Origin of the sequence: Methylobacterium sp. OAE515 (assembly GCF_041806315.1) — a bacterium.
GTDB lineage: Bacteria > Pseudomonadota > Alphaproteobacteria > Rhizobiales > Beijerinckiaceae > Methylobacterium > Methylobacterium tardum.
Genome location: NZ_JBGMUV010000001.1, coordinates 3,267,832 through 3,294,563, shown reverse-complemented (window position 1 = coordinate 3,294,563; position 26,732 = coordinate 3,267,832). Strand labels below are relative to the sequence as shown.

Below are 26,732 nucleotides of genomic sequence, written 5' to 3'. Positions count from 1 at the left end.
GCGCGCCGGCTTATCCTTGACCCCTGCCGGGACGGGGGCGGAGCGTGTGTCCCGCCCGCGCGCCGGTCACTTGTAGCAGACGCTCTTGGCGGCCTCGACGACCTCCGCCACCGTCGGCAGCGCCAGCTTCTCGAGGTTGGCCGCGTAGGGCATCGGCACGTCCTTGCCGGTGATGCGCAGGACCGGGGCGTCCAGGAAGTCGAAGGCATCGACCATCAGGCGGGCCACGATCTCGGCGCCGACGCCCGATTGCGGGAACCCCTCCTCCACGGTGATGCAGCGGCCGGTCTTCTTGACGGATTCCACCACCGTCTCGGTGTCCATCGGGCGGATCGTGCGCAGGTCGATCACCTCGGCCTCAATGCCCTGCTCGGCGAGCGCCTGCGCGGCCTTGAGGGCGTAGGTCATGCCGATGGCAAAGGACACGATCGTCACGTCGCTGCCGGTGCGGTGGATCTTGGCCTTGCCGATCGGCAGCACGAAGTCGTCGAGCTTCGGCACCGGGAAGGACTGCCCGTACAGGATCTCGTTCTCGAGGAAGATGATCGGGTTCGGGTCGCGAATCGCGGCCTTGAGCAGGCCCTTGGCGTCGGAGGCCGTGTAGGGCGCAATCACCTTGAGGCCCGGCACGTTGGAGTACCACGCGGAATAATCGTGGCTGTGCTGGGCGGCGACGCGGGCGGCGGCGCCGTTGGGTCCGCGGAACACGATCGGGCAGCCGAGCTGGCCGCCGGACATGTACAGGGTCTTGGCTGCCGAGTTGATGATGTGGTCGATCGCCTGCATGGCGAAGTTGAAGGTCATGAACTCGACGATCGGCTTCAGGCCGGCGAGCGCCGCGCCGACGCCGATGCCGGCGAAGCCGTGCTCGGTGATCGGGGTGTCGACCACGCGCTTCGGCCCGAATTCCTGCAGCAGGTTCTGGGTGACCTTGTAGGCGCCCTGATACTCGGCGACCTCCTCGCCCATGACGAAGACGTCGCCGTCGCGGCGCATCTCCTCCGCCATGGCGTCCCGCAGGGCCTCGCGGACGGTCTGGGTGACCATCGGCGTGTCGGCCGGGAACTCCTCCATCACCGGCTCTTGCGCCTTGTTGGTGATGACCGCTGGCGCGGCCGGCGCCTTGGGGGCGTCGTCGCCGGTCTTCGCGGCGGGGGCGGCCTTGTCGGCCATGCCCTCGGCCTGCATGTCGGGGGTCGGGGCCGGATGGCCGCCGGCGCCGTTGGGCTTGGCGCTGCCGCCCGACTGGACGCTCGCCGGATCCTCGCCCTCGCCGGCGATCACGGCGATCGGCGTGTTGACCGCGACGCCCTCGGTGCCCTCCGCGATCAGGATCTTGGCGAGGACGCCCTCGTCGATGGCCTCCACCTCCATGGTGGCCTTGTCGGTCTCGATCTCGGCCAGCACGTCGCCGGACTTGATCGGATCGCCCTCCTTCTTCAGCCACTTGGCGAGCTTGCCCTCCTCCATGGTGGGCGAGAGGGCGGGCATCAGGATGTCGGTCGCCATGCTCAGCTCTGCGGTCGTCTTTTCGTTAGGGGGCGGCCAGCTTTGTCGTCCGCGCTCAGGCGTGCGCGTCCAGGAGGATGTCGGTCCAGAGCTCGGAGGGATCCGGCTCGGGATCGTTGGTGGCGAACTCAGCCGAGGCGTTGACCGTCTCGCGGACCTTGGCGTCGGTGGCCTTCAGATCGGCCTCCGGCACGCCGTGCAGCTCGAGCAGGCGCTTGCGCACCATCTCGATCGGGTCGTGCTCGTCGCGCATCTTGGAGACCTCGTCCTTGGTCCGGTACTTGGCCGGATCGGACATGGAGTGGCCGCGATAGCGGTAGGTCTGCATCTCCAGGATGTACGGACCCTGGCCGGTTCGGGCGTGCTCGATCGCCCGGGTCGCGGCCTCGCGGACGGTGCGGACGTCCATGCCGTCGACCTGCTCGCCCGGGATGCCGAAGGAGAGGCCGCGCTTCGAGAAGTCGGTCTGCGCCGAGGCCCGGGCCACCGAGGTGCCCATGGCGTAGCGGTTGTTCTCGATCACGTAGACGACCGGCAGCTTCCAGAGCGCGGCCATGTTGAAGCTCTCGTAGACCTGGCCCTGGTTGGCGGCGCCGTCGCCCATGTAGGTCAGGCTGACCTTGCCGTTCTCCCGGTAGTGGTCGGCGAAGGCGAGGCCGGTGCCCAGCGAGACCTGCGCGCCCACGATGCCGTGGCCGCCGAAGAACTGCTTCTCGCGGCTGAACATGTGCATCGAGCCGCCCTTGCCGCGGCTGTAGCCGCCGCGGCGGCCGGTCAGCTCGGCCATGACGCCTTTCGGGTCCATGCCGCAGGCGAGCATGTGGCCGTGGTCGCGGTAGCCGGTGATGACCTGGTCGCCCTCGACCGAGGCCATCTGCATGCCGATCACCACGGCCTCCTGGCCGATATAGAGGTGGCAGAAGCCGCCGATCAGGCCCATGCCGTAGAGCTGGCCGGCCTTCTCCTCGAAGCGCCGGATCAGCAGCATCTCGTGATAGGCGTGGAGATCTTCGTCCCGCGTGAATTGCGGCATGTTCGGTGCCGGCTTGTGCGCCTCGGCGGCCTGAGGATTACCGGCCTGAGGGCTCGCGGCCTGCGAAGCCGAGGACGCGGCGTCCTTGGCGGGCTCCTTGGCGGCATCCATCGGCGCACTCCCCATGATTCCACGCGACTTCGTGGGGGTGTAGGACAGCGACGGTTGGAAAGCGAGGGCTGCCGCTCTGACAGGAGGCCGCTCTTGTCAGAGACACTTTGGGACTAAGGAAATACTGCGCGGCGACGCTCAGGGCGTGATGATGACCACGTCGTTGGCGTGGACCCGGCCGAGGACGATCCGGGCGCGCTCCTCGAGGAGGTCGCGGTCGATCTGATCGCTCTTCAGGAGCGAGACCCGGTGCTCCCAGATCGCGCGCTCGGCTTTCACGGCGGCGAGTTCCTGGGACAGGCCGTAGGCGCGGATCTTGAGCGCCTTCTTGGCTTCCAGGCCGCGGTTGCCACTCTCCGCCTGCCACACGAAATAGCCGACGACGAGGGCCGACAGGGTCCAGAGACCCAGCGGCAACACGACCATTCTGACTCGGCGGCGCACGACCATGGCACGACCCTCGCGCGGACAGGTTAATGGATCGTTGCGATCACGCGCCACGGCCGGCACGAGCAGAGGACAAGCCTGAGGGATGGACCTGACGCATCTGGGTCGCTGGATCGCCGCGCACGCCACGGCGTCCGACGATCACGACATCCTGCTGACCGGCTTCTGCGAGGCCCTGGTCGAGGCCGATATCCCCGTCTGGCGCGTCAGCGTCATGGCCCCGGCCCTCGACCCGACGCTCCGCGGCGTCAGCCTGAACTGGCATGCGGGCGAGGGTATCTCCTTCGTGGCCAACGCCCATGGCGCCGACGAGGAGAGCGACTGGCTCCTGAGCCCCGTCTACGCGCTGGTTGAGAGCGGCGAGAGCTTCGGCCGCTGGCGCCTCGATGCGCCCGGGCTGGCGGTCGACTTTCCGGTCCTGAAGGCCCTCGGGGCCCAGGGCGGCAGCGACTACGTGCTCCACATCGTCCCGTTCGCCCCCGGCACCGCCCTGCGCGGCATCGCGGTCTCGTTCTGCACCCGCGCGGCCGCTGGCTTCACCGACGCGCATCTGTCCGCCATCGCCGGCGTCCTGCCGTTCCTGACCCTGGCGATCGCCAAGATGGGGCTGGCCCACACGTTCCGCGAAGTCTCGGCGACCTATCTCGGCCGCTCCACCGCCGAGCGCGTCCTCGATGGCCAGATCCGAAGGGGCGAGGGACGGGCCGTGCCGGCGGCCATCCTGCTGACGGATCTGCGCGGCTTCACGGCTCTGGCCGACCGGGTCGACCCGGCCGACATGGTCGCATGGCTCAACGAGCATTTCGACGCCCTCGGCGACCCGGTGGCGCGGCACGGCGGCGAGATCCTGAAATTCCTCGGGGACGGGTTCCTGGCGATCTTCCCGATTCCCGAGGCCGACGCCCTCCCCTGCTCGATTTGCGGCGACGCCCTGGAAGCCGCAACCGAAGGGCTCGCCGCCAACGCGGCGCTCAATGCTCGCCGCCGCGCGGAGGGTCTGCCCGAACTCGCGGCCGAATGCGTCGTGCATTTCGGGACGGTGATCTACGGCAATGTCGGGACCGAGCGGCGGCTCGACTTCACCATTATCGGGCGGGCGGTGAACGAGGCGAGCCGGATCGAGAGCCAGTGCGCGGTGCTCGGCCACGAACTGCTGGTCTCGGAGGCCTTCGCCAAGCGTTGCGCGCGGCCGCTGGAGCCGGTCGGGACGATCGAGTTGCGCGGCCTGTCGCGACCGATGCGGGTCTGGACCGTGCCCGGGGAGCCGTCCGGTGCGGCGATGACCTGAGGCGCGTCGTCATTCCAGGGCCGTGCAGCGGAGCCCGGAATGACGGGGCAAAGCGCCGCCACCCTCAGAACAGCGCGCAGCTCCGCTGCAGCACCAGTCCGACCGCGCCCTGCGCGAAGCGGCGCCGATAGGCCTCCTGGATCTCACGCAGGGCCGCCACGGCCTCGGGCGTCGGTGCGGTGATGATCAAGACGATGCGGGCGGCCTCGTGGACGATCCGTCCGCTCGGTCCGCGCCACTGGCCCCGGCCGGCGAAGACCGTCAGCCCGTCCGGGAAGCTGGGGGTGATCCGCTCGGCCAGGAACCGGTCGAAGGCCCCCTTCGAGACGCGGCCGCCATCCGGCCGCGACAGGCCGAACAGCAGCTGCGCGCTGAGCGTCGGGCGGGCGCCGTCGCAGAGCGTGTCCGCGCGGGAGGGACCGGCCCCCCCGACACCGGGCAGGCCGGCCAGCAGGATCCGCCGGATCAGCGGCGGGCGAGCTGCTTGAGCGCCGACGGGCCGGCGTAGAGCGCCTGCGGGCCCAGGCCCTCCTCGATGCGGATCAGCTGGTTGTACTTGGCCAGTCTGTCCGAGCGGGCGAGCGAGCCGGTCTTGATCTGCCCGCAATTGGTGGCGACCGCGAGATCCGCGATGGTCGAGTCCTCGGTCTCACCCGAGCGGTGCGACATCACAGCGGTGTATCCGGCGCGCTGGGCCATATCGACCGCCGCCAGGGTCTCGGTGAGCGAGCCGATCTGGTTGACCTTGATCAGGATCGAGTTGGCCGTGCCCTCCGCGATGCCGCGGGACAGGCGCTCGACGTTGGTGACGAACAGGTCGTCGCCGACGAGCTGGCAGCGGTCGCCGATCTTGTCGGTCAGGAGCTTCCAGCCGGCCCAGTCATCCTCCGACATGCCGTCCTCGATGGAGACGATCGGGTAGGTGGCGACGAGCTGCGCGAGGTAGTCGACCTGCGCCTCGATGGTGCGGGTCTTGCCCTCGCCCTCGTACGCGTAGGCGCCGTCCTTGAAGAACTCGGTGGCGGCGCAGTCGAGGGCGAGGGCCATGTCCTGGCCCGGCTTGAAGCCGGCGGCACTGATCGCGTCCATCACGAAATCGAGGGCGGCCTCGGCCGACGGCAGGTTCGGGGCGAAGCCGCCCTCGTCGCCGACATTGGTGTTGTGGCCGGCCTTCTTGAGCTTGCTCTTGAGGGTGTGGAACACCTCGGAGCCCATGCGCACGGCCTCGGCGATCGAGTCCGCGCCCACCGGCATGATCATGAATTCCTGGAAGTCGATCGGGTTGTCGGCATGGGCGCCGCCGTTGATGATGTTCATCATCGGCACCGGCAGCACCCGGCCCTGCACGCCGCCGACATAGCGGTAGAGCGGCAGGCCGGAGGCCTCGGCCGCGGCCTTGGCCACCGCCAGCGACACGCCGAGGATCGCGTTGGCGCCGAGGCGGGCCTTGTTGGGCGTGCCGTCGAGCTCGATCATCGCCTCGTCGACCCCGACCTGATCCTCGGCCTCCATGCCGCCGATCGCGTCGAGGATCTCGGTCTGGGCCGCCTCGACCGCCTTCAGGACGCCCTTGCCGAGGAAGCGGTTCTTGTCGCCGTCGCGCAGCTCCACCGCCTCGTGGGCGCCCGTGGACGCGCCCGACGGGACCGCGGCGCGGCCGAAGGAGCCGTCCTCCAGGATGACGTCGACCTCGACCGTGGGGTTGCCGCGGCTGTCGAGGATCTCGCGGGCGCTGATATTGGTGATCGCGGTCATGGAACGTCCTCTCGCGGGGGCCGCGGGTCGGCGGCCGCACCCAAATCAGAGGGTGCGGCGCATCGCGGCGGCTTATCCGTCAAGCCGCGGCCGGCGGCAAGCGCCGGGGCGCCCCGCGCGGCGACCGATCCGTCGGAGAAAGCGCCGCGGATCAGACGGATGCGCGCGGCCGCGGCGCGCTTTATATGCGCCTCATGACGACCTCCAGCGATCTCCAGCTCGGCCAGCCGACACCCTTACCGACCTCTCCCGAGGAGGCGCGGCTCGACCGGGTCCCGAACCCGCACGCGGATACCGACTACGTCGCCCGCTTCACCGCGCCCGAATTCACCTCGATCTGCCCGGTCACCGGCCAGCCGGATTTCGCGATCCTGGTGATCGACTACGCGCCGGGTGACTGGCTGGTGGAGTCGAAGTCGCTGAAGCTCTACCTCGGGTCGTTCCGCAACCACGGCGCGTTCCACGAGGATTGCACGGTGGCGATCGGCAAACGCCTCCGCGACCTCCTGGAGCCGCGCTACCTGCGGATCGGCGGGTTCTGGTACCCCCGCGGCGGCATCCCAATCGACGTGTTCTGGCAGACGGGCGAGTTGCCGAAGAACGCCTGGCTGCCGGATCCGGGCGTCCCGCCTTATCGCGGGCGGTAAACGACCCCTGGCTCGTTCAGGCCGGATGCACCGTCGTCCGATCCTGGCGCGCTGCGACAGGATGGTTGCGGAGCGGCCACGAAAAAGGGCGACCGGCTCGCGCCGGTCGCCCCTGATCCGTCCGGATCTCAGATCTAAGATCTTAGTAGCCGTAGCCGTAGTAGCCGTAGCCCGGGGCCGCGTAGCCGTAGCCGCCGCCGTAGACCGGGGCGTAGCCGTAGCCGTAGGACGGGGCGTAGCCGTACCCACCGCCGTAGTAGCTGTCGGCGCGCAGCGCCAGCGGCGATCGCACCGGCCGCAAGGCCGGCAATGCCGAGGCCGATCGCGGCGCCGGTGCCGATGCCGCGACGGCCGCGGTAGTAGCCACCATGATAGCCGCCATACCCGCCGTGGTAGCCGTAGGGACGCGCCTCGGCGCCCGTGGTGGCGGCGACGCTGCCGATGGCGAGGGCGGCAGCAGTGGCGATGATACCGATCTTGCGCATAATGTTCCTTCTCGATCCTCGATCGAACATGCCCAATAACGTGGCCGCACCGGGACAGTTCCAAGTTTCGGCAGGTCTTGCCGTGCGCGCGCACACACATGTCGGATTATGAACAGTGGTTCATCATCCTGGCCGAGACGGCCCTTTGGGTAGAGCTTGACCGTTCCGCTTCTAGGACGGCCGGAAAGCTTGTGGCCTCTTTTTCCTATTCGGGCTGCATCATCCCGACCGTCAGGGCGCCAGTCCTGCCTTGAGACATCCAGCCGGTCCTGAGCGTCGAAATCTCCGACCGCCCTGCTATGGCTATGCTACGCCTGATCGGAAGGAGCGACCGATGGATGCCTTGAGTCTGATCCGGGACACACTCGCGCCGCTGCCGGGCAAGCGCATCCTCGATATCGGATGCGGCGCGGGAACCTTGGCGAAGCGGCTGGCCGAGGATGGGGCGGCGGTCACCGGGATCGACCCCGGCGAGGCGGCGCTCGCCAAGGCCCGGGCCGCCGTGCCGGCCGCGCGGTTCGAGGCGGCCTCGGGCGAGGCCCTGCCGTTTCCGGACGGAAGCTTCGACGGGGCCGTGATGTTCAACGCCCTGCATCATGTCCCGAACCCCGCCGGCGCGCTGTCCGAAGCTGCACGCGTGCTGGTGCCGGGCGGCGTCCTCGTGGTGGTGGAACCGCTGGCTGAGGGCAGCTTCTTCGAGGCTCTGCGGCCGATCGAGGACGAGAGTGCCGTCCGCGCGGGCGCTCAGGCCGCGATCGCACGTGCCTTGAGCCAAAACACCTTCTCGTGCCGCCGCGACATGACCGTCGCACGCCGGGAGAGCTTCGCGTCCCTCGACGCCTTCCTGGCCCGGATCAGCACGGTGGATCCCGCCCGCGAGGCGACGATCCGGGCGCGGCGCGCTATCGTGGAGGACGCGTTCCTGCAGGCGGCCGAGCGCGGGGCCGACGGGTCCTACGGCCTCGTCCAGCCCCTGCGCATCCACGTTCTGGAGCCCGTCGGCGCCTGACCCGTCACCCTGCCCGGCGCTTGGCGATCCGGTCGAAGGCGAGAAGGTCCTCGAGCAGGGCCGGCATGTCCTTCAGGGCGACCATGTTCGGGCCGTCGGAGGGCGCCCGGTCCGGGTCGGGGTGGGTCTCGATGAAGACGCCCGCGACGCCGACCGCCACGGCGGCCCGGGCCAGGACGGACACGAATTCCCGCTGGCCGCCGGAACTCGCCCCCTGCCCGCCGGGCTGCTGCACGGAGTGGGTGGCGTCGAACACCACCGGTGCGCCCCGCGTCACCTGCGCCATGATCGGCAGGCTGCGCATGTCCGAGACCAGGGTGTTGTAGCCGAAGGAGGCTCCCCGCTCGGTGACGATGACGTTGGGGTTGCCCGCCTCTGTCACCTTGGCGGCGACGTGCTTCATGTCCCAGGGCGCCAGGAACTGGCCCTTCTTGATATTGACCGCCCGGCCGGTGGCGGCCGCGGCCAGGAGCAGGTCGGTCTGGCGGCACAGGAAGGCCGGGATCTGGAGCACGTCCACGGCCTCGGCGGCGCGGGCGCATTGCTCGGCGGCGTGCACGTCGGTCAGCACCGGCAGACCCAGGCTCTCGCGGATCTCCGCGAAGACTGGCAGCGCCTCGTCGAGGCCGACGCCTCTGGCCGCGCTGCCGGAGGTGCGGTTGGCCTTGTCGAACGAGGCCTTGAACACGAGGCCGAGCCCCAGACCTGCGGCCATCTCCTTGAGGGCGGCAGCGATCTCCAGGGCGTGGCTCCGCCCTTCGAGCTGGCAGGGGCCGGCGATCAACGCCAGCGGCAGATGGTTGGCGAAGCGCGTGCCGCCGACCTGGACGACGGCGCCGTGTGTCTCGAGATTCGACATGCGCGCGGTCTAGCCCGCGCGGCGGATCCGCGAAAGCCCGGCGCGGGGCGCGATCCGGCAGACCGTGAGATCCTCCCGGAGCGCGTCGGTGCGCGGGCCGGTCTCGCACAGCATCAGAGCGCGGCCGGTGCCGCCGCGCTGCGGCGCGCTCGCGAGCAGGCTGGCCTGGTGGAGGTTGAGCGCCAGCACCTCGGCGGCGGCGGGATCCGCCCCGGCGAGCGCCCGGGCCGCGCGGCCGATCAGCACGAAGTAGGCGGGCGGCGGCTCCCGGTCGAGGGAGGCCACGGTGATCCGCGCCGGGGCGCGGCAATCGAGGCTCATCCGCTCGGCGTCCTGCGCCCGGAACACCGCGACCGGCCCGGCCCGTCCGGCCAGCGACGCCCCGGTGGTGCGGATCACCCGCGCGGTGAGCGCGTCGCAGGCATCGGCTGCGCGGGCCTGAGCCGGACTGAGGACGAGGGCGCCGGCAAGGACGGTCAAGACGGAGTGGCGCAGCATCGGGACATCCGCGGCAGGACAGGTCGGGAGGCCCGAGATAGCGCGGGCGCGCCGAACCGCGAAGCCGCACCGCGGCGGATGCCGGCTTCGCATGGTGGTGGCACATGGCGGTGGCGCATGGACAGGGCGACCCGGATGCCCGATCTGGGCAGGCGGCGCGGCACTGCGCGCCGCGCGCAGAACAGGCTCCGATGAAGCCCATGCTCCGAACCGCCCTCCCCGCCCTCCTGGTGGCGCTGGCCCTGACCGGCCCCGGCGCGGCCGAGCCGCTGCCGCAGCCGGCCTACGGGCCGGAACTCGAAGGCTTCGCCTATCCGTTCCCAGTGGAGCGCTACACCTTCACGTCGCAGCGCCAGCCACTGCAGATGGCCTATCTCGACGTGCCGGCCGCGACGCCGAACGGGCGCACCGCGGTGCTGCTCCACGGCAAGAACTTCTGCGCCGCGACTTGGGAGAGCCAGATCCGCGCGCTCAGCGCGGCCGGATACCGCGTGATCGCGCCGGACCAGATCGGCTTCTGCAAGTCGAGCAAGCCGGCCGCCTACCAGTTCAGCTTCCGGCAACTCGCCGAGAACACCCACGCCCTTCTGGACAAGCTCGGGGTCGAGCGCCCGGTCCTGGTCGGCCATTCCACGGGCGGCATGCTCGCCGCGCACTACGCCCTGCTCTACCCGAAGGCGGTCGAGCAACTCGTGCTGGTCAATCCGGTCGGTCTGGAGGACTGGAGCGCCAAGGGCCTGCCGCCGATCTCCCTGGCGCAATGGTACCAGCGCGAGCTGAAGACCTCGGCCGAATCGATCCGCGCCTACGAGACCGCGACCTACTACGCGGGCCAATGGGAGCCTCGCTACGAGCCTTGGGTGACGATGCTCGCCGGCCTCAACAATGGGCCCGGCAAGGAGGCGGTCGCCTGGGATTCGGCGCTCGTCTACGACATGATCGTCACCGAGCCGGTGGTCTACCGCTTCCCGCAGATCGCGGTGCCGACCCTGCTGCTGATCGGCCAGAAGGACAACACGGCGATCGGCAAGGATCTCGCCCCGGCGGAGCTGCGGCCGAAGCTCGGAAACTATCCCGAACTCGGCAAGGAAGCCGCCAAGGCGATCCCGGGGGCGCGGCTCGTGGAGTTCCCCGAACTCGGCCACGCGCCGCAGATGTCCGATCCGGACGGGTTCAACCGCGCGCTGATCGAGGGGATCGCGGCGCGCTGAGCGTCTCGTCCCGTCTGTCCGGGGTGCCGCAGGCGAGCCGGTCGCCGTTACCGCCGGCGGCGCACGGTCTCGCGCCACCGGTGCTTTTTGGATTCCGGGCTCCGCTCCGCGGCCCCGGAATGACGATCGACTCCTAGAAGTACGACTTCAGCACGCCCCGGCGCCGCACGTCGAGGGTCGCGCAGTGGAACGAGCCGCCGAACGGGCCGTAGCTGAGGAACGGCGCCGGGATCGGGTCGAAGCCCCAGTCCTTGAGCGCCTTGATCAGCGTCGGCTGGCTCTGGTCGACGACGATCTTCTTCTCGGTGATCGCCAGGACGTTGATCGAGGTCCAAGGCGAGCACATCGAGATCTTGCTCATGAAGCCCTCGACCGGGTCGGGGCGCGGGGCGATCAGCACGTCCCACTTCTTGAGCACGGCCGGCAGCTTCTCGACGTCGACGTAGTCCGGGTTCACCAGCACCTTGCCGGGGGCCAGCGGCATGAACGACGAGTCGATGTGCATCGGCTGTGGGCAGCGGCTCTCGATCTCGTGGATGCGGAAGCCCGGGCCGAGGTGGCGGCGCAGCCACTCGATGCCCATCAGGTTGGTCACGTTGGAGCGGGTGACGAACAGGTCGCGGCCGCAGCGGACGAAGTCGGCGGCGTCGAAGACCGGCTCGAACTCGTTGACGGTGAACTGCATGGGCTCGCCGGCCTTCAGGTTCGGCACCCGGTAATCGTAGTTGTAGAGATCGTCGGTCAGCTGCGGACGCGGCGCCGAGGTCCAGCGGGCGCCGGCGCGGAAATATTCCTTGAACAGCGACCGGTAGGCATCGCCCTCGAAGTAGCGCGAGCGCCAGCACATCGGGCTCTCGATGATCTCGTCGCCGATGACGAGGTACGGGTCGCGCGGGCAGGCGACGCAGAAGCCCCGGGAGGTCCAGCGCGGCGCCTTGAACTTCTTGGAGAAGTCCACCGCGTCGGGGCGGCGGACCTTCACGCCCTCGCCGGCCAGGATGGTGATGAAGTTGTCGAGCTCGGCCTGGGCGAGCTTCTTCATGAACTTCGGGTATTTCCAGCCGCTCGCCAGCCGGTAGAACGGCTGCGCGGCGCGCGGCAGGTTGAAGATCACCGTGAGATGGTGGGTCGGGATCGTGGCGCCGTCGAGCGAGCCGACGATCACCTCCTCCAGCGGATCCCACTCGTTCCAGGCCATCACCGGAGATTGCGGAGCCGGCACGCCCGGTCCTGTTCCACCCGGGAGGCCGCCGGCATGCGTGTCGTCGGTCACGGCCTCCAGGGCCGTGATCGGTGATTCGCGCTCCATGACGTGTGCCCCTTCTGCGACGAGCCGCGGCCTTCTGCGTAGGCTCCTCAGCCCCGCCGCCGCTTTGGCCCCCGGTGTGTCAAACGGGTGATAGACACCGCTAATCCGTGCTGCAACGTGACAGAAACGTTCCCGGCCCGGCGGACCTATTTCTGCCGCGACCGTGACCGATTTCCCGCATCAAGCCTTTTGCGAGCTTGAAAGACGACAATGAAGCGCCTGACGACCCTGGCCTCGATCGCCGGTCTCTGCACGGTCGTCGGCCTGTTCATGTCCTCCGGCCTTGAGGACGTGTCGGCCGCCGTCGTGAGTGCCGGCTGGGGCGCCGCCCTGGTGGTGGCGGCCCGCCTCGTGGCCGTCGCCTGGGCGGGCCTCGGCTGGTACGTGGTGTTTCCGGCCGGGGCGGCCAAGCTCGCCGACTGCGTCTCGCTCCGGTTCGTGCGCGAGGGCATCAACACCCTCCTGCCCGTCGCCACCGTCGGCGGCGACTTCGTGGGCGCGCGCCTCCTCGCCAAGCGCGGCGTCACCGGCGCGCTCGCCGGTGCAAGCATGTTCGTCGACCTGATGACGCAGGCCCTGACGCAGCTTCTGTTCACGGTCCTCGGCCTGGCCCTGCTGGTCATGATCTGCGGCGACGGGCCGATCGCCCGGACCGTCGAGGGCGGTCTGGCCCTGGCGGTGCCGGCGCTCGGCGCCTTCTACCTGATCCAGCGCCGGGCCGGGCACCGGCTCATCCAGGGCCTGCTCAGCCGCTTCGCCTCCGGGCGCGAGTGGCGGGCCTTCGGCGCCATCGACCAGCTCTACGACAGCCTGCGCCGGCTCTACGGCAATCGCGGCCGCTTCGCGTTCGCGCTGGCGGTTCACTTCGTCGGCTGGGTGATCGGAACTCTCGAAGTCTACGTCTGTCTGCGCTTCATGGGCTATCCCATCGATTTCGCCCAGGCGCTGATGATCGAGAGCCTCGCTCAGGCGGTGCGCGGCGCGGCCTTCGCGGTGCCCGGCGCCCTCGGCGCCCAGGAAGGCGGCCTGATCGCCCTGTGCGGCCTGTTCGACATCCCGGCGGAAGCGGCGCTCGCCCTGTCGTTGGTCAAGCGCTTCGCCGATCTCGGCGTCGGGCTCCCGAGCCTGCTGCTCTGGCATCGGATCGAGGCCAGGATCCGGGCCGAGGCGCCGGACGAGGAGGATGCGCCGGAGGCGGAAGCCGGGCGCAAGGCCAAGAGAATCGCGCAGCCGGTCACGCTTGGGCCGTTCTACAGCTACGCGCCGCCCCGGATGGGCGCGCGGCTCGGCGACGGCGAGGAGTTGAAGAAGTGCGCCTGACCCGTCGCCTCGCGGCCGCTCTCATCGCCGCGCCCCTGCTCGTCCCGGTCCCGTCATGGGCCGCGGACGATCCGGCCGTTCAGACGGTGCGCGACCTCTACGCTGCCTTCACGGCCGCGCTGAAGGACGGCCCCGGTCCCCTGCCCGCGCGGGTCGACGCGGTCGGGCCGGCCCTCGACAAGGCGTTCGACTTCCCCGCCATGACCCGCATCGCCGTCGGCGCGAAGTGGTCGAGCTTCACGCCGGAGCAGCAGGCGGCGGTCATCGAGGCGTTCAAGCGCAGCCTGACCGTGACCTACGCCAACCGGCTGGCCCGCGCGGCCGGCGGCAAGTTCGACGTGACCCCCAAGGTCGAGGAGCGCGGTGCCCAGCGCGTGGTCGCGACCCGTGTCACCGCGTCGGACGGCGACGATTCCGAGGTCGACTTCGTCGTCAACGCCAGCAACCGCATCCAGGACGTCCTGCTCAACGGTGACGTGAGCGAGGTCGCCGCCCAGCGCAACGCGCTCTCCGCGCCGCTGAAATCCGGCGGAGCCGACGGGGTCGTCAAGTTTCTCCGCCAGCGGGCCGACGGCATGCTGGCCGCCAAGCCAACGCCGTAACCAGCGCCGTCCAAGGTGCCGAACCAAGCCGGCCGTTCGCGGCCACCGCCGCCTGATGCGGCCGACGATCGCACGGACCCGACCGGATGGATCTCTCCTCGCTGGCGCTGAACGGGCTCTCGTGGCTGTCGCTGATCTGCCTGATCCTGGCGGCGGCCGGCTGCCTCTACAGTCTGGCCGCCGCCTTTTGCGCCGGCCGCTACGCGGCCCAGGCCGTGCCGCAACTCGCCCCCGGTGCGCCCCGGCCCTCGGTGACCGTGCTCAAGCCGCTCTGCGGCCTGGAGCCGTATCTCTACGAGAATCTCGAGACCGTGCTGCGCCAGGATTACGCCGGCCCGGTCCAGGTGATCTTCGGTGTCCAGAAGACCAACGATCCTGCGATCGGCGTGGTCGATCGGCTGCGGCAGGCCTATCCCGCCGCCCGCATCGACCTGGTGATCGACGGCCGCCAGCACGGCTCGAACCGCAAGGTCTCCAACCTGATCAACATGGCCGAGCGGATCGCGCACGATGTCGTGGTGCTGGCCGACAGCGACATGCTGGTCCGGCCCGACTACCTGGAGCGCCTCGTCGCGGAGCTGTCGCAGGACGGGGTCTCGGGCGTGACCTGCCTCTATCACGGCGTACCCGCCTATCGCGGCCTCTACGACCAGCTCTCGACGCTGGCGATCGACACCCACTTCCTGCCCAACGTCGTGATGGGCCTGAGCCTCGGTCTGGCGAAGCCCTGCTTCGGCTCCACCATCGCGTTCACCCGGGCGAGCCTCGACGCGGTGGGCGGCTTCCGCAGCTTCCGCGACGACCTGGCGGACGATTACGCGATCGGGGCGGCCCTGCGCGGGCTTGGCGGCCGGGTGGTGATCCCGAGCTTCTCCATCGGCCACACCAGCGTCGACACGGACCTGTCCGGCCTTTGGCAGCACGAGTTGCGCTGGAACCGCACGATCCGCAACGTCGATCCGGCCGGCTATGCCGGATCCATCGTCACGCACGCCTTCCCGCTGGCCCTGCTCGGGGCCGTGCTGCCGGGCGCCGGCTCGGGCGCGCTCTGGGTCGCCGCGGCGGCGCTGGCGAGCCGGATCCTGCTGTGCCGGCAGGTGGAGCGCGCCTTCGGCCTGGCCCCGCACCCCTACGGACTGTTGCCGATTCGCGACATCCTGTCCTTCCTGAACTTCGCCTGGGCCTTCATGTCGGGGGCGGTGACATGGAAAGGTCACGATTATCACGTGGTTGCGGATGGCACACTGATCCCGGACGCCGAGCTCGGCCCTGACGCCGGCGCGCCGCTCCGCTGAACCCGGCTTCCACTTCCTCCGCCCTCCCCCGGCATTGCCCTGAGGCCTTGAACCCCATGCGCACGCTCTTCCTCCAGGCCCCCACCTTCGACGGTTTCGACGGCGGTGCCGGCTCCCGCTATCAGGCCAAGCGCGAGATCAAGTCGTTCTGGTACCCGACCTGGCTGGCCCAGCCGGCCGCCCTGGTGCCGAACTCGAAGCTGATCGACGCGCCGCCGCACAATATCAAGCTCCCCGAGATCGTGGCCCAGGCCAACGATTTCGACCTCGTCGTGCTCCACACCTCGGTGCCGTCGTTCAAGTCCGACGTGAAGACGATCGAGGCGCTGAAGGCCGCCAACCCGAAGCTCATCGCCGGCCTGATCGGCGCCAAGGTCGCGGTCGACGCCGCCGGCGCGATGGCCCAGGCTCCGGTGGTCGATTTCTGCGCCCGCAACGAGTTCGACTTCACCGTCAAGGAAGTCGCCGAGGGCGTCCCGATGTCGGAGATCAAGGGGCTGTCCTATCGCGACGCCAACGGTGTCGTGGTCCACAACGAGGACCGCGAGATCATGACCGACATGGACCAGCTGCCCTTCGTCACCAGCGTCTACAAGCGCGACCTGGAGATGGAGAAGTACTTCATCGGCTACCTGAAGCACCCCTACATCTCGTTCTACTCGGGCCGGGGCTGCAAGAGCCGCTGCACCTTCTGCCTCTGGCCGCAGACGGTCGGCGGTCACACCTACCGCACCCGCTCGGTCGCCCACGTGATCGAGGAGATCAAGTACTGCCTGAAGGAGTTCCCGCAGACCAAGGAGTTCTTCTTCGACGACGACACCTTCACCGATAACCTCCCGCGCGCGGAGGAGATCGCCCGCGAGCTCGGCAAGCTCGGCGTCACGTGGTCGTGCAACGCCAAGGCGAACGTGCCGCGCGAGACCCTGAAGGTGCTCAAGGAGAACGGCCTGCGCCTGCTGCTGGTCGGCTACGAGTCCGGCAACCAGACCATCCTGCACAACATCAAGAAGGGCATGCGGGTCGAGGTCGCCGAGAAGTTCACCAAGGATTGCCACGATCTCGGCATCGCCATCCACGGCACCTTCATCCTCGGCCTGCCGGGCGAGACCAAGGAGACGATCCAGGAGACGATCGCCTTCGCGAAGCGGATCAACCCGCACACGATCCAGGTCTCGCTGGCGGCGCCCTACCCGGGCACCTTCCTGTACAAGCAGGCGGTGGAGAACGGCTGGCTCGACATCGAGAACGCCGAGCTGGTCGACGAGAACGGCGTGCAGGTCGCGCCGCTGCACTACCCGCACCTCTCGCACACCGAGATCTTCACCTCGGTCGAGGAGTTCTACAAGAAGTTCTACTTCCGGGCGCCGAAGATCGCCTCGATCGTCAGCGAGATGGTGCGCTCGCCCGACATGATGAAGCGCCGCCTGCGCGAGGGCGTCGAGTTCTACCGCTTCCTCAAGGAGCGTCAGGGCACCGCCAAGGCGGCGTAAGTCAGGGGTCCGGGGCCCACGGCCCCGGCAAGGAGCGCGGGGCAGAGCCCCGCGCCTCTTCCAGGGCTCCGCCCTGGACCCGCGAGAGGGCACGCCCTCTCGACACCCGTTACGAGGTTACCGTGAAGCGTCTGGTCGTTACCGCGGATGATTTCGGGCTGAGCCCCGAGGTCAACGAGGCCGTCGAGCAGGCCCATCGCGACGGGATCCTCACGGCGGCGAGCCTGATGGTCTCGGCGCCGGCCGCCGCCGACGCCGTGGCGCGGGCCCGACAGATGCCGTCCCTTCGGGTCGGGCTTCACCTCGTCCTCGTGGAGGCGTGGCCCACCCTTCCGGCCGCGGACCTGCCCGACCTGACCGACGCGGCCGGCCTGATGCGCGCCGACATGGGTCGCCTGGGCCTCGACTTCGCCCGCAAGCCCGCCGCCCGCCGCCAGCTCGCCGCCGAGATCCGGGCGCAGTTCGAGGCTTACCGGGCGACCGGCCTGCCGCTGGACCACGTCAACGCCCACAAGCACTTCCACGTCCACCCGCTGATCGCCGGGGCCGTGCTGCGCATCGGCCGGGACTTCGGGATGCGCGCCCTGCGCGTGCCCCGGGAGCCGCGGGAGATCCTGCGCCGCGCCGAGCCCGGCACCCGCCCCCGACCCGCCCTCGACATTGCTCCTTGGGCGGCCTTGCTCGCGGTACGCGCGCGGCAGGCCGGGCTGCTGATCCCGGATCGCACCCTCGGCCTCGCCTGGTCCGGCGCCATGACGCCCGCCCGCGTGGCGGCGCTGCTGGCCGAACTTCCGGACGGGCTGACCGAACTCTACACCCACCCGGCCACCGCCGGCGGCTTTCCCGGCGAGGCGCCGGGCTACCGCTACGCCGACGAGCGGGACGCGCTGATCGCTTCCGCATCCCGGTCGGCTGCCGACGCGTCGGGCGCGGTCCGCGGCGGGTTCTCCGACTTCCTCGGTTGACCGCAACCGATATCTGACTTTAGTCAGATAAAATGACGTCTCCCGATATCGCCCGCGTCCGCCGGTTCGCGCGTGCCGTCACCGCCGAGGTCGGCGCGCTCGACAGCTCGTTCCTGGGCCGAGGCCGCCCGCTCGGGGTCGCGCGCGTCTTGAACGCCATCGGCGCCGGGCGGAGCGAGATCGGCGAGATCCGCGCCTATCTGGGCCTCGATTCCGGTCTGATGAGCCGCCTCCTGCGGAGCTTGGAGGTCGAGGGCTTGGTTGTGACGGCGCTGCATCCCACCGATGCCCGTCGCCGGATCGCGTCGCTGACGGCAGCGGGGGAGCGGGAATTCGAGGCCTACGAGGCTCTGTCGAACGCCCGCGCGGCCCTCCTGCTCGAGCGCACGCCGCACACCGACGAACTCCTGCGCGCCATGGATCGCGTCGCCCTCGCGCTTGGCCAGCACGCCATCACCGTTGCGGAAGCTGATCCGCGCGGTGCGGCGGCCGGCGCCTGCCTCGGCGCCTACTATGCCGAACTGGGCCGTCGCTTCGCCGCGGGGTTCGACGTCGCCCTCTCCTGCCACCCGGAGGCGGCGGACATGGTCCGACCGCGCGGCACCTTCCTGCTCGCCGTCGCGGACGGCCTCCCGGTCGGGTGCGTCGGCCTCAAGGGCAGCGGCGGCCCGGTGGCGGAGATCAAGCGGCTCTGGATCGACCCCGCCGCGCGAGGCCTCGGCCTCGCCAAGCGACTGATGCACGACGTCGAGAACGCGGCCCGCGATCTCGGCATCCGGACGCTGCGGCTCGATACCAACAGCGCCCTTCCCGAGGCCTTGGCGCTCTACAGGCGGTCGGGCTGGGTGGAGATCGACCGCTTCAACGACGACCCCTACCCGGACCACTTCTTCGAGAAGGTCCTTTGACCGGCGCCTATTTGGCCGGCACCGGATCCTTCCGCGTCACGCTCTTCCGCAGGGCCGCACCGGCGGCTTTCTCGGCCTCGGGACGGTCTTCGTCGGGCTGCACCGGCGGCTCGCCGAGCGTAGCCGGGACCACGAAGAACGCCGCCACCAGAGTGAAGAACAGCGAGAGCGCGAGCAGCTTGCCCATGCTCGCCGTGCCCGGATGGCTGGACAGGACCAGCGACCCGAAGGCGCTGCCGGTGGTGAGCGCCGAGAAGAAGATCGCGCGCGTCAGGCTGGAGGCGAGCATGTCGTTCACGCCCGCCCGCCACGCGATCACGTAGTAGATGTGGAACGCCACGCCGACCGCGAGCATCAGCGGCAGCGCGATGATGTTGGCGAAGTTGAGCGGCATGCCGACGATGCGCAGGGCCATCAGCGTCCAGAGGGTCGCGATCACCAGCGGGCCGAGCGTCATCGCCACGTCCCAGGGCTTGCGCAGGGCCACCGACAGGATGACGAAGATCAGCACGAAGGCCGTCACCGCCGCCTGCACGAAGGCGCCCAGGATCGTGTAGCTCGACTGCGTGGTCGCGACAGGCGCGCCGGTGGCATGGGGCGCAACCTTCAGGACCTCGTCCGAGAACGTCCGGAGCACCTGGTCGTCGTTCGAATCACCCTTCGGATGGACCTCGATCCGCGCTCGGCCGTCGGCGGCGACCCAGTCGGCCTTGAGCTGCGGCGGCAGGTTGTCCAGCGTGATCTTGTCGGGGTGCAGCAGGTCGCGCAGGCGTGCCAGCAGCGGACCCAGATCCTTCGTCAGGGCGAAGGACGCAGCCTCGCGCTGCGGGACCGGACCGGCGGCGAGCTTGTCCAGGGTGCCGGCGAGCTGCTTGGCCGCCTGGGCCCCTTTCGCGTCGCCCTTGGCATCGCTTGCGACGCCGTTGAGGGCGGTCGCCGTATCCTTCAGCGCCTTCACGTTGTCGGCGTCGGTCGGCGGCGGCGGCCGGCGGCCGGGGTTCAGGACCGGATCGAGCAGCTGAGCCGTGTCGGCAATCTGCGCGAGCTTCTTGTCCTGGTCCCGCGGCACGAACGTATCGATGCTGTTGACCGAAGCCGTCACGGGCAGCGCCGCCAGAGTCTTCGTCAGCGCCGGGACCGCCTCGACGTTCGGGGCCAGCACGTCGATGAGGTTCGGGCTGGTCTCCGGATTCTTGATCAGGTCGAGATAGGTCGCGATCGATTGCGTCTTCGGGCTGCGCAGATGCATCGGGTTGGAGTCGAACGGCAGGTTCCAGAGCAGCGGCGCGCCCGCCAACGTCACGAGCCCGACGGCCATGAGGATCGGCTTGCGGTTGCGGATGATCCACGGATCGACGCCCACGAGCCACTCGGTCTGAACCGCCGCCTTCTCGCCCTCCGGCTTGAACACCGCGATCAGCGCCGGCAGCAGCGTCAGGGAGAACAGGAAGGCCACGACCATGCCGACGCCGGCGATCAGGCCGAGCTCGGACACGCCACGGAAGGCGGTCGGCAGGAACGCGAAGAAGCCCGCCACCAGGGACACCGCGGCGAGGGTCAGCGACCAGCCGACCCCGCGGGCGGCGGCGCGGATCGCGCTCTCCAGGGTCGGCTGCTCGTAGCGGTCGGCCCGGTAGCGCACCGAGAACTGGATGCCGAAATCGATGCCGAGCCCGACGAACAGCGCCGCGAAGGCCACCGAGATCGGGTTCAGCTCCTTGACCATCACGAGGCCCAGCGCCGCCGTCACGATGAGGCCCGCGAAGGTCGTGATGATCACGGCGCCGACGAGCTTGCCCGATCGCAGGGCCAGCCACAGGAACAGGACGATCGCGCCGACGATGATGCTGTTGTTGAGGCCGGCATCCTCCGACAGGGTCGCGAATTCCTCGTCCGCCACCGCCACCGTGCCGGTCAGGCGCATCCGCAGGCCGTGCTGCGCGTCGATCTTCAGGTCCTGGGCGACGTTGCGGATCAGCTTGGTCGCCTGATAGCCGGGCTCCAGCGCGTTGAAATCCAGCACCGGCTGGATGATCACGAACTTCATCTTGTCGGTGACGCTGGTCTGGCCGTTCGCCAGCAGTTCCTGCCACGACATCCGCGCCGGCTGGCCCGCCAGAACCTTCTGGAGCGTGCCGTCGATCTGCCCCATGGGCTTCTCGAGATCCTCGAGCTTGGCATCGCCGGTCTTCACGCCGCGAGCGCCCAGCGTCAGCACCCGCATGATGCCGCGCAGCGACGGATCGGCTGCCAGCGGCCCGAGCAGACCCTGCTGCTGCGTCAGTGCCTCCAGCGTCTTGTCGAGCTCGGCCTGGGACATCAACAGTAGGCCGTTCTTGTCGAAGAACGGGCCGCCGTCGGGGCGATAGACGGTCTCGATCAGGTTCTTATGCGCGGTGAGCGCCTTCGCGAGGTTGGCGGCCGCCTCCTCGGTCTCTTCGGGCGTCTCGCCGTTGATGACCGCTACGATCGTGTTGCTTCGCTGCGGGAAAGCCTTCTCGAAATTGATCTCGTCCTGGCGCCAGGGCTCCTTCGGATCGATCAACCGCTCGACATCGGTATTGATTCGGAACAGGTGCGCCGCGATCCCGGCACTTGCGACCGTCACGAATGCCACCAGGGCGATGACGATCCACCGATACCGCACCGATAACGCGACGAGACTTTCGATCACGAGCACCCTGCCTGTTCGCCTCGGACCCGCACCCAGCGCGCCCGGCTCCTGCCATCCGGTTCATCGGAACCCTGGCGACCGGCCCAGAGGGGTTCAGTGCCCGGTGCCGACCGTCCGGCAATCCGTTCGGGCGCGCATCGTGTTCCAGGAACACCGCGCCGCCCAGTCCGGCCGTGCGAAACGCATGCGCAAGCCGATCGTGCCCGATATGGGCCGCAGCGCAGCCATTCGCCACGGGCCCGACCTTGCATCGCAGCCACGGGGCTCAGTAAAGAGAGCGATGCCAGATTGCAACGCGGCTGCCCCGGCGCAGCCCTTGCGGGATCGATGTGCGCTAGCGCACGGCGCTTGCGGCGCGGGGACTAAACCTGGGCTTGCGGTCGTATTGCCGACGCAATGCACAGGCTGTCCTCGGCGACCGGGTTTCACCGCCAACACGTTCTGCCCGTTCGATCCATGTGGCGCGGTTGCGTCAGGCGCGGAATAAGGCGTCGCGGCGCGGCTGAAATGGGGTCGTTTGAGATCAGTTCCAAGCTAGATCGCTGGAATTCGAGATTTTTTCGCGTTAAGCACCCCGATCACCCCGGGGCCGACGAAGTGAAGGAGCCGCAATCTTGGGTATCCCCCTCCGGTACGTCGCGAAGATCGGCGGCTACATCCTGAAACAGCACCTCACGGGTCGCAAGCGCTACCCGCTCGTGATGATGATGGAGCCCCTGTTCCGCTGCAATCTCGCCTGCGCGGGCTGCGGCAAGATCGACTATCCGGACGAGATCCTGAACAAGCGGCTGCCGGTCGCCGACGCGCTCGAATCAGTGCGCGAGTGCGGCGCCCCCGTGGTGGTGATCGCCGGCGGCGAGCCGCTCCTGCACAAGGATCTGCCGCAGATCGTCGAGGGCATCATCGCCCAGAAGAAGTTCGCCATCGTCTGCACGAACGCGCTGCTCCTCGAGAAGAAGATCAAGGAGTACAAGCCGAGCCCGTACTTCACGTGGTCGATCCATCTGGACGGCGACAAGGAGATGCACGACCAGTCGGTGTGCCAGCGCGGCGTCTACGACAAGGCCGTGGCGGCGATCGCGAAGGCCAAGGAGATGGGCTTCCGCGTCACCATCAACTGCACCTTCTTCAACAATTCCCAGCCGGAGAAGATCGCCGATTTCTTTGACAGCGTGACCCGGATGGGCATCGACGGCATCACCGTCTCCCCCGGCTACGCCTACGAGCGCGCGCCCGACCAGAAGCACTTCCTGAACCGCAAGGCGACGAAGGATCTGTTCCGCGGCGTGTTCCGGCACGGCAAGGAGAAGGGCCGCGAGAAGTGGACCTTCCAGCAGTCGGGCCTGTTCCTCGACTTCCTGGCCGGCAACCAGACCTACCACTGCACCCCGTGGGGCAACCCGACCCGCACCGTGTTCGGCTGGCAGAAGCCCTGCTACCTGCTCGGCGAGGGCTACGCGGCGACCTTCAAGGAGCTGATGGAGACCACCGACTGGGACGCCTACGGCACCGGCAACTACGAGAAGTGCGCCGACTGCATGGTCCATTCGGGCTACGAGGCCTCCTCGGTGGTCGATTCGGTCCGCAAGCCCTGGAAGCCGCTGGTTCACGCGATCCGCGGCATCAAGACCGACGGCGCGATGGCGCCCGAGGTCAGCCTGGAGAACCAGCGCCCGGCCGAGTTCGTGTTCTCGCGCAATGTCGCGCAGAAGCTGTCCGAGATCAAAGCGGCCGGCGTGGACACCAAGCAGGAAGCCCGCAAGCGCACCGCCGCCTGACCGGCGCGCGACGCTGAAGACACAGACCCGCGGCCGCGAGGCCGCGGGTTTTTTCGTTTGCCGGGTTCCCGGGTCGTGTCAGCCGAGCAGCGGCACGTGCGAGGCGCAGTCCCGCGGCAGGGTTCCGTCAAGTCGCGGATCGGGCGCGATCTCGACATGGACGGCGAAGGGGTCGAAGCCCGAGCGCCGGTAGAAGGCGAGCGCGCCGGGATGGTCGAGGGTGCAGGTATGCACCCAGAACCGCGTGATCGGCCGCGCCCAGGCCCGGCTGATCGCCGTATTCATCAGCGTGCGGCCGATCCCGGTCCCGACCAGGGACCCAATCAATCCGAGGAAGACGAGTTCGCAGGCGCCGGGCTGTCGGAAATCCAGTTCCAGCATGCCGAAATTCCGCCCCTTCTGGCGCAGCGCGAAGATCTCGACATCCCGGTCGGCGAGGATTGCGGCGAGCGTGCCGTCCGCCAGGGTGAGCCGCGAGAACCAGAGCCAGTCGGCGCCGACTTCGCGGAACAGGGTCCGGTAGGTCTCCGGTTCGGGGCGGCCCAGGGGCTCGAGGCGGAGGCCGGGCGGAAACGGCCGTCCGGGACGCGGGGGCGGCGGGCGGAGCATCTCCAGGCTGGTGACGATGGTGGCGAGGTGGCCCGGCGGTACCGTCGCGTAGCCTGGGGCGAGCGTCGGAATCCCGGTATCCGGCCGCATCATCACCTCCGCGGTCGCATCGGCATGCCGCGATCACGCCGCCCGCGGACGCCGCCGCGCGAGCAGCCAGGGCAGGACGCAGGCGGCCGATGCCGCGATCGACACGGCATAGGCGGTAACCGGATCGACCCGCCCGAGCAGCAGGTGCACGCAGACATAGAAGGCCAGCACGCCGAAGGCACCCTGGGCGCTGCCGCGCACCACGTCGAGCGCGGCCCCGACCCCGTCCTGCGCCCGGGCGAAGGCGATGAGCGGCCAGGAGATGATCGGGACCGGCGCCAGGACGCCGCTCAGGCCGGGGCCGAGGCGCGGAGCGAGCGTCGAGACCAGCAGGACCAGGATCGTGGCGGCCGCGAGCCGCGCCGGCATGTCCCAGCGCGGTGGCTGGGACCGGCGGGCCGGCGACTCGGCGGCCGTCCGACATAGGGCGACCGCCAGCGCCATCGCCGGCAGGTCGATCGCCGTGGCCAGCCACAGGCCGGGCTGGATCACGCCGTGCAGCAGGGCACCCCCGAGGACGAAGGCCCCGAGGGCCAGAAGGATCGCCGCGACGATGCCCATCCGCGGCGCGCAGAAGGCGTAGGCGAGATAGCTGGCCGTGACCGCGCCCAGCCCCTCGACCGAGCCGACGGCGGCGTCCGCGGCGAAGCGCTCGCCCTGCTCGGCGGCGAGGTAGATCGAGATCGGCGCCGAGGTGAGCGGCAATCCCGAGAGCAGGCCGCCCACGAGGCTGCCCCACCGACGCGCGGCCGACGAGACGGCCCACATCAGCGTCGGCGTGACGATGATCTTGGCGGCGATCAGGCTCATGGCGATCCGGACGGTCAGGCCGCCTCGGGCGGTCCGTCATCCTCCGGCTCGGCGGGCGAGTTGAGGATATCCTCCAACTCGTCGACCAGCCTGTCGATCTGGTCCTCGGTGGCGAGCACCTTCAGGACCTCGCCCGATTCCGACTCGACGGCGAGCTCGATATGCGGCCCGACCCGGGCCGTGAGGATCCGGGCCAGGATCTTGATGGCGCTCATCCGACTGTCTCCTCCGCGGCGATGAGGCCGACCGCAACCGCCGGCCCACAGGTCGAGATTCCGTCGCGGGCGCCGGCGATCCGGTCCCCCAGCAGCGACACCAGCAGGCTGGACGGCCGCCCGAGCCGCTCCGCCAGGCGCGGGCCCAGGAAGGCGCCGGCCCCGCAGAGGACCAGGGGCGCCTCTGGCGGCAGGTCGGGTCGGGTGAGCAGGAGCGCGGCGGCGTCGTGCAGCAGACGCAGCTGCGCCTCGGCGAAATGCGCGGCCAGCGCCGGCCAGGCCGCGGCCTGGGCCTCCGCCCGGTCACGGCCGACGATGCGCGCCAGCCGGGCCTCGCTTTCCGCCACCGACTTGCCCTTCCGGTCGCCGCTCGTCTGCTGGTCGGCCCCCTCGGGCAGCAGGCCGAGGATGCGGTAGACGTCCGCCATGTGGGCGAAGGTCTCGGTCATCAGCCGGGTGCGTCGGCCCGCGAAGGGGGCGTGGTCGGAGAGCGCGATCACCGGCGTGCGCACGACCCCGGTGTAGACGAGTTCGCTGCTCTCCAGGCGCTCCGCGTCGCTGTACCCGGAGGCCACCGGGCGGCCGCCAACGATCGGGATCAGGTCGGCGGTGGTGGAGCCGATATCGATCAGGAGCGCGTCCGGGACGATTCGCCCGGTGAGCGCCGCGGTGGCGTGCCAATTGGCCGAGGCGATGTCGGCCGCCACCTCCGCGGCCGCCTCCGGGGCGACGAAGCCGGAGCGGCCGGCATAGATCCGCACGGCGCCGGTCAGGTGCGCCGCAGCCCAGCCAGAGAGCGCCGCGACGCCGTCCCGCCGGTCGGCGAAGCAATCCGTCAGCTCGCCGGTCATGGTGACCGCGTGCGCGGCCTCGCCGCGCGCCCAGTCCGGCAGGGCCGCGAGCGCCGGGTCGAGGGCCGGCACCCCCTGCCAGAGCGGGCATGGGACCTGCGCGGCAGCCAGGACCCGGCCGTCCTCGACCAGCGCGGCCTTGACGTGGACCCCGCCGAGGTCCCACCCGATCGTCTTTGGGAATGGTGAGCGCATATGAACGCGACGAGCGCCTCGACGGACCACAGGATCGGGCGCCCCGGCTTTGCGGTGATCCCGGTGCTCGATCTCCGGGGCGGCCGCGTGGTGCGGGCGCGCCGCGGCGAGCGCTCCTCCTATGCCCCGATCGAGACGCCCTTGGCAAAGGGATCCGCGCCCGACGCGGTGGCGCGCGGGCTCCTCGACGCCTGGCCCGCCGCCCTCCTCTACGTCGCCGATCTCGACGCCATCATCGACGGGGCCGCGCCCGATCTGCGGGCGCTGGAGGCCATCGTCCGTGCCTGCCCAGGTGTCGGCCTGTGGGTGGATGCCGGCTTCGCCGCGGCTGTGGGGGTGGAGGCGTTCCTGGCCGCCGGCCTGGGCCGGCCGGTGATCGGCAGCGAGAGCCAGTCGGATGCCGGCCTGGTGACGCGGCTGGGTGACCGGGCGGTGTTCTCCCTCGACACGCGCGGCGCGGAGCGGCTCGGCCCGGCGGTGCTCCATGACGACCCCTCGCTCTGGCCGCCGGAGGTGATCGCCATGACCCTCGCCCAGGTCGGGGCCGGCGCCGGGCCGGACGTCGCGGGCCTCGGAGCTCTGCGGGCCCGGGCGCCGGATCGCCGCCTCTACGCGGCCGGCGGCGTGCGCGGCCCGGACGACCTGCGGGCCCTGCGCGATGCGGGGCTGGCGGGGGCGCTGGTCGCCTCCGCGCTTCACGACGGCACCCTGTCCCGGTCCGCGGCCCCGGACCTGGCGTAACGCTTCCGGCCCGCGCCGGGGGCTGCTA

At 69.8% G+C, this 26,732-nt stretch carries 25 protein-coding genes and 1 pseudogene; 12 read left to right on the top strand and 14 right to left on the bottom strand.

Annotation, left to right across the window (positions count from 1 at the left end; all coding sequences use genetic code 11):
- Positions 1 to 66 precede the first annotated feature (66 nt).
- From ABIE45_RS16160 to ABIE45_RS16150, 3 genes are all read right to left on the bottom strand, one after another.
- A complete protein-coding gene (locus ABIE45_RS16160; protein WP_192711005.1) occupies positions 67 to 1,509 on the bottom strand; it encodes a pyruvate dehydrogenase complex E1 component subunit beta in 1,443 nt (480 codons plus the stop codon).
- A 55-nt stretch (positions 1,510 to 1,564) separates the two neighbouring features.
- Entirely contained in the window at positions 1,565 to 2,653 is a 1,089-nt protein-coding gene (pdhA, locus tag ABIE45_RS16155) for a pyruvate dehydrogenase (acetyl-transferring) E1 component subunit alpha (RefSeq protein WP_192711004.1), read from the bottom strand.
- A gap of 138 nt (positions 2,654 to 2,791) precedes the next feature.
- Entirely contained in the window at positions 2,792 to 3,103 is a 312-nt protein-coding gene (locus ABIE45_RS16150) for a septum formation initiator family protein (protein WP_192711003.1), read from the bottom strand.
- An 82-nt stretch (positions 3,104 to 3,185) separates the two neighbouring features.
- On the opposite strand from ABIE45_RS16150, the gene ABIE45_RS16145 reads away from it, so the two are divergent.
- Complete coding sequence (locus ABIE45_RS16145) at positions 3,186 to 4,388, top strand: adenylate/guanylate cyclase domain-containing protein (RefSeq protein ID WP_192711002.1); 1,203 nt, start codon at positions 3,186 to 3,188, stop codon at positions 4,386 to 4,388.
- A 64-nt stretch (positions 4,389 to 4,452) separates the two neighbouring features.
- On the opposite strand, the gene ABIE45_RS16140 is transcribed toward ABIE45_RS16145, so the two are convergent.
- Together ABIE45_RS16140 and eno are read right to left on the bottom strand one after the other, a co-directional pair.
- Positions 4,453 to 4,749, bottom strand: coding sequence for a DUF3574 domain-containing protein (locus tag ABIE45_RS16140; RefSeq protein WP_373622889.1), 297 nt, complete (start codon positions 4,747 to 4,749; stop codon positions 4,453 to 4,455).
- A 104-nt stretch (positions 4,750 to 4,853) separates the two neighbouring features.
- Positions 4,854 to 6,143, bottom strand: coding sequence for a phosphopyruvate hydratase (eno, locus tag ABIE45_RS16135; RefSeq protein ID WP_192711001.1), 1,290 nt, complete (start codon positions 6,141 to 6,143; stop codon positions 4,854 to 4,856).
- A gap of 194 nt (positions 6,144 to 6,337) precedes the next feature.
- Here eno and queF point away from each other — a divergent pair, with 194 nt between their 5' ends.
- A complete protein-coding gene (gene queF / locus ABIE45_RS16130; protein ID WP_192711000.1) occupies positions 6,338 to 6,790 on the top strand; it encodes a preQ(1) synthase in 453 nt (150 codons plus the stop codon).
- 142 nt (positions 6,791 to 6,932) lie between these two features.
- Here the strand turns inward: queF and ABIE45_RS16125 are convergent.
- Positions 6,933 to 7,275 (bottom strand): annotated as a pseudogene (locus tag ABIE45_RS16125) (hypothetical protein).
- A gap of 334 nt (positions 7,276 to 7,609) precedes the next feature.
- Here ABIE45_RS16125 and ABIE45_RS16120 point away from each other — a divergent pair.
- Positions 7,610 to 8,284, top strand: coding sequence for a class I SAM-dependent methyltransferase (locus ABIE45_RS16120; RefSeq protein WP_192710998.1), 675 nt, complete (start codon positions 7,610 to 7,612; stop codon positions 8,282 to 8,284).
- A 4-nt stretch (positions 8,285 to 8,288) separates the two neighbouring features.
- On the opposite strand, the gene kdsA is transcribed toward ABIE45_RS16120, so the two are convergent.
- Positions 8,289 to 9,143 (bottom strand): 3-deoxy-8-phosphooctulonate synthase, encoded by an 855-nt coding sequence (gene kdsA, locus ABIE45_RS16115; RefSeq protein ID WP_192710997.1) that lies wholly within the window; start codon positions 9,141 to 9,143, stop codon positions 8,289 to 8,291.
- A 9-nt stretch (positions 9,144 to 9,152) separates the two neighbouring features.
- Positions 9,153 to 9,641: a hypothetical protein gene (locus ABIE45_RS16110; RefSeq protein ID WP_192710996.1), complete on the bottom strand. Its 489-nt coding sequence runs from the start codon at positions 9,639 to 9,641 to the stop codon at positions 9,153 to 9,155.
- Between the two features lie 200 nt (positions 9,642 to 9,841).
- Between ABIE45_RS16110 and ABIE45_RS16105 the strand changes: the two genes are divergently transcribed.
- Positions 9,842 to 10,852, top strand: coding sequence for an alpha/beta fold hydrolase (locus ABIE45_RS16105; protein ID WP_192710995.1), 1,011 nt, complete (start codon positions 9,842 to 9,844; stop codon positions 10,850 to 10,852).
- A 133-nt stretch (positions 10,853 to 10,985) separates the two neighbouring features.
- Here ABIE45_RS16105 and ABIE45_RS16100 read toward each other — a convergent pair whose 3' ends face one another.
- Positions 10,986 to 12,161 (bottom strand): amidinotransferase, encoded by a 1,176-nt coding sequence (locus tag ABIE45_RS16100; protein WP_192710994.1) that lies wholly within the window; start codon positions 12,159 to 12,161, stop codon positions 10,986 to 10,988.
- Between the two features lie 210 nt (positions 12,162 to 12,371).
- On the opposite strand from ABIE45_RS16100, the gene ABIE45_RS16095 reads away from it, so the two are divergent.
- The 6 genes from ABIE45_RS16095 (at position 12,372) to ABIE45_RS16070 (ending at position 18,741) form a co-directional block, all read left to right on the top strand.
- Complete coding sequence (locus ABIE45_RS16095; RefSeq protein ID WP_192710993.1) at positions 12,372 to 13,481, top strand: flippase-like domain-containing protein; 1,110 nt, start codon at positions 12,372 to 12,374, stop codon at positions 13,479 to 13,481.
- Entirely contained in the window at positions 13,472 to 14,083 is a 612-nt protein-coding gene (locus ABIE45_RS16090) for a phospholipid-binding protein MlaC (protein WP_192710992.1), read from the top strand. Before ABIE45_RS16095 ends, ABIE45_RS16090 begins: the two co-directional genes overlap by 10 nt.
- Before the next feature lie 86 nt (positions 14,084 to 14,169).
- Entirely contained in the window at positions 14,170 to 15,378 is a 1,209-nt protein-coding gene (gene hpnI, locus ABIE45_RS16085) for a bacteriohopanetetrol glucosamine biosynthesis glycosyltransferase HpnI (RefSeq protein WP_192710991.1), read from the top strand.
- 56 nt (positions 15,379 to 15,434) lie between these two features.
- Positions 15,435 to 16,868 carry a hopanoid biosynthesis associated radical SAM protein HpnJ gene (hpnJ, locus tag ABIE45_RS16080; RefSeq protein ID WP_043386333.1) on the top strand — a complete coding sequence of 478 codons (1,434 nt, stop codon included), beginning with the start codon at positions 15,435 to 15,437 and terminating at the stop codon, positions 16,866 to 16,868.
- Positions 16,869 to 16,990: 122 nt separating this feature from the next.
- Positions 16,991 to 17,833 (top strand): hopanoid biosynthesis-associated protein HpnK, encoded by an 843-nt coding sequence (gene hpnK, locus ABIE45_RS16075; RefSeq protein WP_192710990.1) that lies wholly within the window; start codon positions 16,991 to 16,993, stop codon positions 17,831 to 17,833.
- Positions 17,834 to 17,865: 32 nt separating this feature from the next.
- On the top strand, positions 17,866 to 18,741 hold the full coding sequence (locus ABIE45_RS16070; protein ID WP_192710989.1) for a helix-turn-helix domain-containing GNAT family N-acetyltransferase: 876 nt from the start codon (positions 17,866 to 17,868) through the stop codon (positions 18,739 to 18,741).
- A gap of 7 nt (positions 18,742 to 18,748) precedes the next feature.
- Here the strand turns inward: ABIE45_RS16070 and ABIE45_RS16065 are convergent, their stop codons facing one another.
- The gene (locus tag ABIE45_RS16065) at positions 18,749 to 21,415 is read right to left on the bottom strand and encodes an MMPL family transporter (RefSeq protein ID WP_192711043.1); all 2,667 of its coding nucleotides are present in this window, start codon (positions 21,413 to 21,415) and stop codon (positions 18,749 to 18,751) included.
- A gap of 614 nt (positions 21,416 to 22,029) precedes the next feature.
- On the opposite strand from ABIE45_RS16065, the gene hpnH reads away from it, so the two are divergent.
- Positions 22,030 to 23,193, top strand: coding sequence for an adenosyl-hopene transferase HpnH (gene hpnH / locus ABIE45_RS16060; protein WP_192710988.1), 1,164 nt, complete (start codon positions 22,030 to 22,032; stop codon positions 23,191 to 23,193).
- Between the two features lie 78 nt (positions 23,194 to 23,271).
- Here hpnH and ABIE45_RS16055 read toward each other — a convergent pair whose 3' ends face one another.
- Genes ABIE45_RS16055 through ABIE45_RS16040 form a run of 4 tightly spaced genes read right to left on the bottom strand, consistent with a single transcriptional unit; the run spans position 23,272 to position 25,963 of the window.
- Positions 23,272 to 23,892, bottom strand: coding sequence for a GNAT family N-acetyltransferase (locus ABIE45_RS16055; protein WP_192710987.1), 621 nt, complete (start codon positions 23,890 to 23,892; stop codon positions 23,272 to 23,274).
- A 33-nt stretch (positions 23,893 to 23,925) separates the two neighbouring features.
- A complete protein-coding gene (locus ABIE45_RS16050; RefSeq protein ID WP_192710986.1) occupies positions 23,926 to 24,702 on the bottom strand; it encodes a hypothetical protein in 777 nt (258 codons plus the stop codon).
- A gap of 14 nt (positions 24,703 to 24,716) precedes the next feature.
- Positions 24,717 to 24,917 carry a hypothetical protein gene (locus tag ABIE45_RS16045; RefSeq protein ID WP_192710985.1) on the bottom strand — a complete coding sequence of 67 codons (201 nt, stop codon included), beginning with the start codon at positions 24,915 to 24,917 and terminating at the stop codon, positions 24,717 to 24,719.
- The gene (locus tag ABIE45_RS16040; RefSeq protein ID WP_192710984.1) at positions 24,914 to 25,963 is read right to left on the bottom strand and encodes a hydantoinase/oxoprolinase family protein; all 1,050 of its coding nucleotides are present in this window, start codon (positions 25,961 to 25,963) and stop codon (positions 24,914 to 24,916) included. The genes ABIE45_RS16045 and ABIE45_RS16040 overlap by 4 nt, the downstream gene beginning before the upstream one ends.
- Here ABIE45_RS16040 and ABIE45_RS16035 point away from each other — a divergent pair, their 5' ends adjacent.
- Positions 25,964 to 26,704: a HisA/HisF-related TIM barrel protein gene (locus ABIE45_RS16035; protein ID WP_192710983.1), complete on the top strand. Its 741-nt coding sequence runs from the start codon at positions 25,964 to 25,966 to the stop codon at positions 26,702 to 26,704.
- Positions 26,705 to 26,732: the final 28 nt, after the last annotated feature.

Coding starts and splice junctions, on each gene's coding strand:
- ABIE45_RS16160 (WP_192711005.1), bottom strand. CDS start 1,509: ATGGCGACCGACATCCTGATGCCCGCCCTCTCGCCCACCATGGAGGAG.
- pdhA (WP_192711004.1), bottom strand. CDS start 2,653: ATGGATGCCGCCAAGGAGCCCGCCAAGGACGCCGCGTCCTCGGCTTCG.
- ABIE45_RS16150 (WP_192711003.1), bottom strand. CDS start 3,103: ATGGTCGTGCGCCGCCGAGTCAGAATGGTCGTGTTGCCGCTGGGTCTC.
- ABIE45_RS16145 (WP_192711002.1), top strand. CDS start 3,186: ATGGACCTGACGCATCTGGGTCGCTGGATCGCCGCGCACGCCACGGCG.
- eno (WP_192711001.1), bottom strand. CDS start 6,143: ATGACCGCGATCACCAATATCAGCGCCCGCGAGATCCTCGACAGCCGC.
- queF (WP_192711000.1), top strand. CDS start 6,338: ATGACGACCTCCAGCGATCTCCAGCTCGGCCAGCCGACACCCTTACCG.
- ABIE45_RS16120 (WP_192710998.1), top strand. CDS start 7,610: ATGGATGCCTTGAGTCTGATCCGGGACACACTCGCGCCGCTGCCGGGC.
- kdsA (WP_192710997.1), bottom strand. CDS start 9,143: ATGTCGAATCTCGAGACACACGGCGCCGTCGTCCAGGTCGGCGGCACG.
- ABIE45_RS16110 (WP_192710996.1), bottom strand. CDS start 9,641: ATGCTGCGCCACTCCGTCTTGACCGTCCTTGCCGGCGCCCTCGTCCTC.
- ABIE45_RS16105 (WP_192710995.1), top strand. CDS start 9,842: ATGCTCCGAACCGCCCTCCCCGCCCTCCTGGTGGCGCTGGCCCTGACC.
- ABIE45_RS16100 (WP_192710994.1), bottom strand. CDS start 12,161: ATGGAGCGCGAATCACCGATCACGGCCCTGGAGGCCGTGACCGACGAC.
- ABIE45_RS16095 (WP_192710993.1), top strand. CDS start 12,372: ATGAAGCGCCTGACGACCCTGGCCTCGATCGCCGGTCTCTGCACGGTC.
- hpnI (WP_192710991.1), top strand. CDS start 14,170: ATGGATCTCTCCTCGCTGGCGCTGAACGGGCTCTCGTGGCTGTCGCTG.
- hpnJ (WP_043386333.1), top strand. CDS start 15,435: ATGCGCACGCTCTTCCTCCAGGCCCCCACCTTCGACGGTTTCGACGGC.
- ABIE45_RS16070 (WP_192710989.1), top strand. CDS start 17,866: ATGACGTCTCCCGATATCGCCCGCGTCCGCCGGTTCGCGCGTGCCGTC.
- ABIE45_RS16055 (WP_192710987.1), bottom strand. CDS start 23,892: ATGCGGCCGGATACCGGGATTCCGACGCTCGCCCCAGGCTACGCGACG.
- ABIE45_RS16050 (WP_192710986.1), bottom strand. CDS start 24,702: ATGAGCCTGATCGCCGCCAAGATCATCGTCACGCCGACGCTGATGTGG.
- ABIE45_RS16045 (WP_192710985.1), bottom strand. CDS start 24,917: ATGAGCGCCATCAAGATCCTGGCCCGGATCCTCACGGCCCGGGTCGGG.
- ABIE45_RS16040 (WP_192710984.1), bottom strand. CDS start 25,963: ATGCGCTCACCATTCCCAAAGACGATCGGGTGGGACCTCGGCGGGGTC.
- ABIE45_RS16035 (WP_192710983.1), top strand. CDS start 25,964: ATGAACGCGACGAGCGCCTCGACGGACCACAGGATCGGGCGCCCCGGC.